We start from the raw sequence: 4467 nt of genomic DNA, 5'->3' as shown, positions 1-4467 counted from the left end.
CCGACAGCTGGGAACACACTCGGGTGTTCCCGGCTGCCGGGTTCTGTGGAGCTCTTCGGCGGCGTTCTGTGGAGCCCCTTCGGGGTGGCCCAACGTGAGCACGTCGTACGAGCCACCGTTCTTCAGCTCGGTGAACGAGCCCATTTCAAATGCACACGCATGCAACAATGGTGCCCGCTGACGCCCTCCTCCTCCCTCGCCTCCCTCCGCGGACGGCCGTCCCTCCCTCGACCACCGCCAGAAGGTGCGCAACCTGCGCCGCGATCCCCGGATCAGTGTCTCGGTCCACGACCTCGCCCACCCCCACACCGCCGTCGAGATCCGGGGAACCGCCGAGATCGTCCCGGACGAGGGCAAGCACCTCCTGCGCGGGCTCTGGCACAAGTACCTCGGCGTCGACCTGCCGGCCGCGAAGTACGACGAGGACCGCGTGATCATCCGCGTCGTACCGCGGAGAATCATCGATGTTCCGGGGGCGTGAGGTTCCCGGCCTGAGGGGGCAGTACGGAACGGCCAGTCAGCCACCTCGTAGGAGCCGACGGCCCCGGACTCGGCCCGGTGCGCACGCGTGCCCTGGGCCACCGGCCGTTGTCAGGACCGACCACGAACTCACGAGGATCGTCGCCCCCTGGCCCATCAGCCAGGGGAGCGATCTGTCCCCCTCTCAAGACGCGGCGTCTGTGCGAAGCTGAAGGTCATGAACCGCAACCCGCATCTGAACGAGCTGGGTGAGTTCCTCAAGGCTCGTCGTGCTGAGCTCACTCCCTCTGATGTCGGCCTGCGCGGCGGGCAACGGCGGCGTGTGAAAGGTCTGCGCCGTGAGGAAGTGGCACTCCTCGCCGCGATCAGCACCGAGTACTACACGCGGATCGAGCAGGGCCGGCTCCAGGCCTCGGCTCCCCTCCTCGACGAGATCGCGCAGGCCCTGCGGCTCAACGACGACCAGCGCACCTATCTCCTCGACCTCGCGGCGAAGGAGCGGGTGCGCCGGTCCGCGTACCGCGAGCGCCAGCAGGTGGACCCGCAGCTACAGCGCATGCTGGACGACCTCAGTGCCTCCCCGGCCTTCGTCATCGGCCGCTGCACCGACATCCTGGGCTGGAACCGGCTCGCCGCCGCCCTGTGGACCGACTTCGGGAAGTACCCCGAGCCGGAGCGGGTGTTCGTCCGGCTGCTGTTCACCGAACCGTGGATGCGCGAGCTGTACGTGGACTGGGAGGAGGTCACCCGGCTGGCCATCGCCCAACTGCGCATGGAGAGCGCGCGCTACCCCGACGACCAGCCCCTGACCGCGCTGGTCGAGGAACTCTCCGCCCGTGACCCGCAGTTCCGGCAGTGGTGGACCGAACACGACGTCGCGATGCGGGGCAAGGGCGTCAAGAAACTGCGCCACCCGGTGGTGGGCGAGCTGACCCTCGACTGGAACACGCTCACCTGCGGCACGGACCCCGACCAGCACATCATCGTGTGGAACGCCGAACCCGGCAGCGCCTCCCACGACGGGCTGCGCCTCCTCGCCTCCTGGGCCGCCGACCAGAAGCCGACCGCGTCCGACGCGGCGACCTGAACGCCTCCAGCTGACCCGAACGCTTCTACGGGGGGACCGATGCGTCCCCCCTCTGGCCGTATCCCCGCCAAGATTCCTCCCCTTTTCCGGGCCTGTGCGAGACGGAAAGGTCGGACACCTCAGCGACCGTATGTCAGACAACGAGGTGCTTCGGATGAGGGCAATAGGTTTCACGGAATTCGGTGGGCCGGAGGTGCTTCAGGTCCTTGAGCTGCCTGCGCCGGATGCCGGTCCGGGCGAGGTGCGCATCCGGGTGCGTGCCGCGACCGTCAACGCGGTCGACGCCCTCCAGCGCAAGGGGCCCGCCCGGTCCGCGGACGCCCGGCCGCCGTTCGTCCCCGGTATGGAGGCCGCCGGTGTCGTGGACCAGATCGGCGTGGGTACGGACACGGAGCTGCGCGTCGGCGACCTCGTGATGGCGATCGTGCTCGCCGACGGTGCCCACGGCGCCTACGCCGAGCAGGTCGTGGTCCCGGCGCAGTCCGTGGTGCGCACACCCCACGGCGCGAGCGACGTACAGGCCGCGACCCTGCCGATGAACGGTCTGACCGCCCGCCTCGCGCTGGACACCCTCGGCCTGAAGGCCGGACAGACCGTCGCCGTCACCGGAGCTGCCGGCGCGGTGGGCGGCTATGCCGTCCAGCTGGCCAAGGCAGATGGGCTGCGCGTGGTGGCCGACGCCTCGGAGCAGGACGAGACCCTGGTCAAGGAACTCGGCGCCGACATCGTCCTGCGACGCGGCGCCGAGTACCCGGACCGGGTCCGCGCGGAGGTCCCGGAAGGCGTCGACGGACTCCTCGACGGTGCGTCCCTCGGCGCTCTCGCCGCCCTGGCGGTGCGTGACGGAGGCCGAGTCGTCACGCTGCTCGGCTACGACGGTCCCGGTGAACGAGGCATCGTATACGAGCCGATCGTCGTGTTCCGCTACGCCCGGGAGCGGGCCAAGCTCGACCGGCTGCGGCAGCAGGCGGAGGACGGCCAGGTCACCCTCCGGGTCGCCAGGACGTTCCCCGCGGAGCAGGCCGCCGAAGCACACCGGCTCCTCGCCGCGGGCGGTGTGCGCGGCCGGCTGGTGCTGACGTTCTGACGTCTGACGCTCTGACGGCGGGCACGTACCGGCACTGAGGAGCGTCCCGTCCCTCGGCGCCACCGCGCGGGTGCGGCCGGAAGACATCCGGCCGCACCTGCGTGCTATGCGGCGAACGCGTTCACGCTCGTCAGCTCCGCCGACAGCTCCCACAGGCGTGCCGCCTGCTCCGGGTCGGTCGCCCAGTCCTTGACGCCGCGCATCTCGCCGTCGGCGGGAGCAGGCTCGGCGACGTCGCAGTCCTCGAGGTAGAGGCCGCCCAGTCCGGTCAGCTGGGGTGAGGTCGCCGCCCATACCTGCGTGGCCGCGCCCTGCTGCGGGGCCTTGAAGAAGTCGGGGTCGCGCAGGTTGCCGTCCCCGTCGAACCAGCCGAACTCCACCCTCTCCTCCTCGGGCACGTGGCGCAGGAGCGGCGTGATGATGACGCCGGGATGCACGGCGAAGGCGCGGACGCCGACGCCCTTGGCGAGCCTGTCCAGGTGCACGGCGAAGAGCGCGTTCGCGGTCTTCGCCTGCCCGTACGCCTGCCACTTGTCGTAGTCCCGCCGCCAGTGGATGTCGTCCCAGCGGATGCCGGACATGTGGTGGCCGCCGGAGGAGACGGAGACGACTCGTGCGCCGCCGGGTTCGAGGGCGGGCCACAGACGGTTGACGAGCGCGAAGTGACCGAGGTGGTTGATCGCGAACTGAGCCTCCCAGCCCGGCCCCACCCGCGTTTCGGGGCAGGCCATGATCCCGGCGCTGTCGATGACGAAGTCGACCGTCCTGCCCGAGGCGAGGTACCGCTCCGCGAAGCCGCGCACGCTCTCCAGGTCGGAGAGGTCCATCTCGTCCACCTCGACGCCGGACACCCCCTCCAGCGCGCGCAGAGCTTCTGCGGGCCGACGCGCGGGGACGATGGCACGGGCGCCGAGACGCGTGAGCGCACGGGTTGTCTCCAGGCCGATGCCCGAGTACCCGCCGGTGACGATCGCGAGCTTCCCGCTCAGGTCCATGCCCTGGAGGACGTCGTCGGCGGTACTGGTGGCGTCGAAACCGGAGCCGATCTTGTGCTGTGCAGTGGTCATGCTCAAACACTCCGAACTAGAGCAGCGGAGAATTCCTGACGTGCCGTGGATGTGGTGTGGGTGACGACGACGGCTGCTGCCCGCAGGCCGTCGCGTGGTCTACCAGGCGTATGCCTCGGGGGCCTCGCCTCCGGGGCCGGGCCAGATCTCGTCGAGCTTGCGCAGGGTGTCGTCCGACAGCTGCACCTCAAGAGCCTGTCGGCTGCCCGCGAGCTGCTCGGGCGTGCGGGGACCCACCATCACGGCTGTGAGGACGGGGTTGCGCAGAAGCCAGGCCAGCGCGACGTCGGCCGGCTGTGCGCCGATCTCGGCGCACAGGGCCTCGTACGCCTCCAGTCGGGGCCGGTGGCGCTCGATGGTCTGCTGCATCTGGGCAGAAGCACGGCGGCCGTTCTCGACCTTCTGCAGGACTCCACCGAGCAGGCCGCCGCCCAGAGGGCTCCAGGGGATGAGCCCGATCCCGTAGTGCCGCAGGGCGGGAATCACCTCCAGCTCGACGGTCCGTGCGGTGAGGTTGTACAGGCTCTGCTCGGACACCAAGCCCATGAAGTGGCGATCGGCTGCCGCGTTCTGGGCAGTGGCGATCTGCCACCCGGCGAAATTGCTGCTGCCCACGTAGGTGATCTTGCCCTCGCGGACCAGCTGTTCCATGGCCGAAGATCAGCTCGACGCGTACGACATCCGTGGCGCGGTGGATCTGCTGAAGTCCGCTCCCGGCAGGCTGTTCCGCGCCCTGGACCTGCTGC

The 4467-nt window shown here is 70.0% G+C and carries 5 protein-coding genes; 3 read left to right on the top strand and 2 right to left on the bottom strand.

From position 1 onward, the window contains the following. Nucleotides 1-244 precede the first annotated feature (244 nt). The 3 genes from ABZ646_RS40930 (at nt 245) to ABZ646_RS40920 (ending at nt 2654) form a co-directional block, all read left to right on the top strand. Nucleotides 245-481, top strand: coding sequence for a pyridoxamine 5'-phosphate oxidase family protein (locus ABZ646_RS40930; RefSeq protein ID WP_360531157.1), 237 nt, complete (start codon nt 245-247; stop codon nt 479-481). Between the two features lie 216 nt (nt 482-697). Next, the gene (locus ABZ646_RS40925) at nt 698-1567 is read left to right on the top strand and encodes a helix-turn-helix domain-containing protein (RefSeq protein ID WP_360531154.1); all 870 of its coding nucleotides are present in this window, start codon (nt 698-700) and stop codon (nt 1565-1567) included. 154 nt (nt 1568-1721) lie between these two features. Further along, nucleotides 1722-2654 (top strand): NADP-dependent oxidoreductase, encoded by a 933-nt coding sequence (locus ABZ646_RS40920; protein WP_360531152.1) that lies wholly within the window; start codon nt 1722-1724, stop codon nt 2652-2654. A gap of 104 nt (nt 2655-2758) precedes the next feature. Here ABZ646_RS40920 and ABZ646_RS40915 read toward each other — a convergent pair whose 3' ends face one another. Both ABZ646_RS40915 and ABZ646_RS40910 read right to left on the bottom strand, forming a co-directional pair. After that, nucleotides 2759-3721 (bottom strand): SDR family NAD(P)-dependent oxidoreductase, encoded by a 963-nt coding sequence (locus tag ABZ646_RS40915; protein WP_360531149.1) that lies wholly within the window; start codon nt 3719-3721, stop codon nt 2759-2761. Between the two features lie 99 nt (nt 3722-3820). Further along, nucleotides 3821-4372 (bottom strand): aldo/keto reductase, encoded by a 552-nt coding sequence (locus tag ABZ646_RS40910; protein ID WP_360531146.1) that lies wholly within the window; start codon nt 4370-4372, stop codon nt 3821-3823. Between the last annotated feature and the right edge of the window lie 95 nt (nt 4373-4467).

Origin of the sequence: Streptomyces sp. NPDC007162 (assembly GCF_040634175.1) — a bacterium.
In the GTDB taxonomy this organism is placed as follows: domain Bacteria; phylum Actinomycetota; class Actinomycetes; order Streptomycetales; family Streptomycetaceae; genus Streptomyces.
The sequence above is the reverse complement of the archived record's forward strand: the minus strand, read 5'-3'. Positions and strand labels throughout refer to the sequence as shown.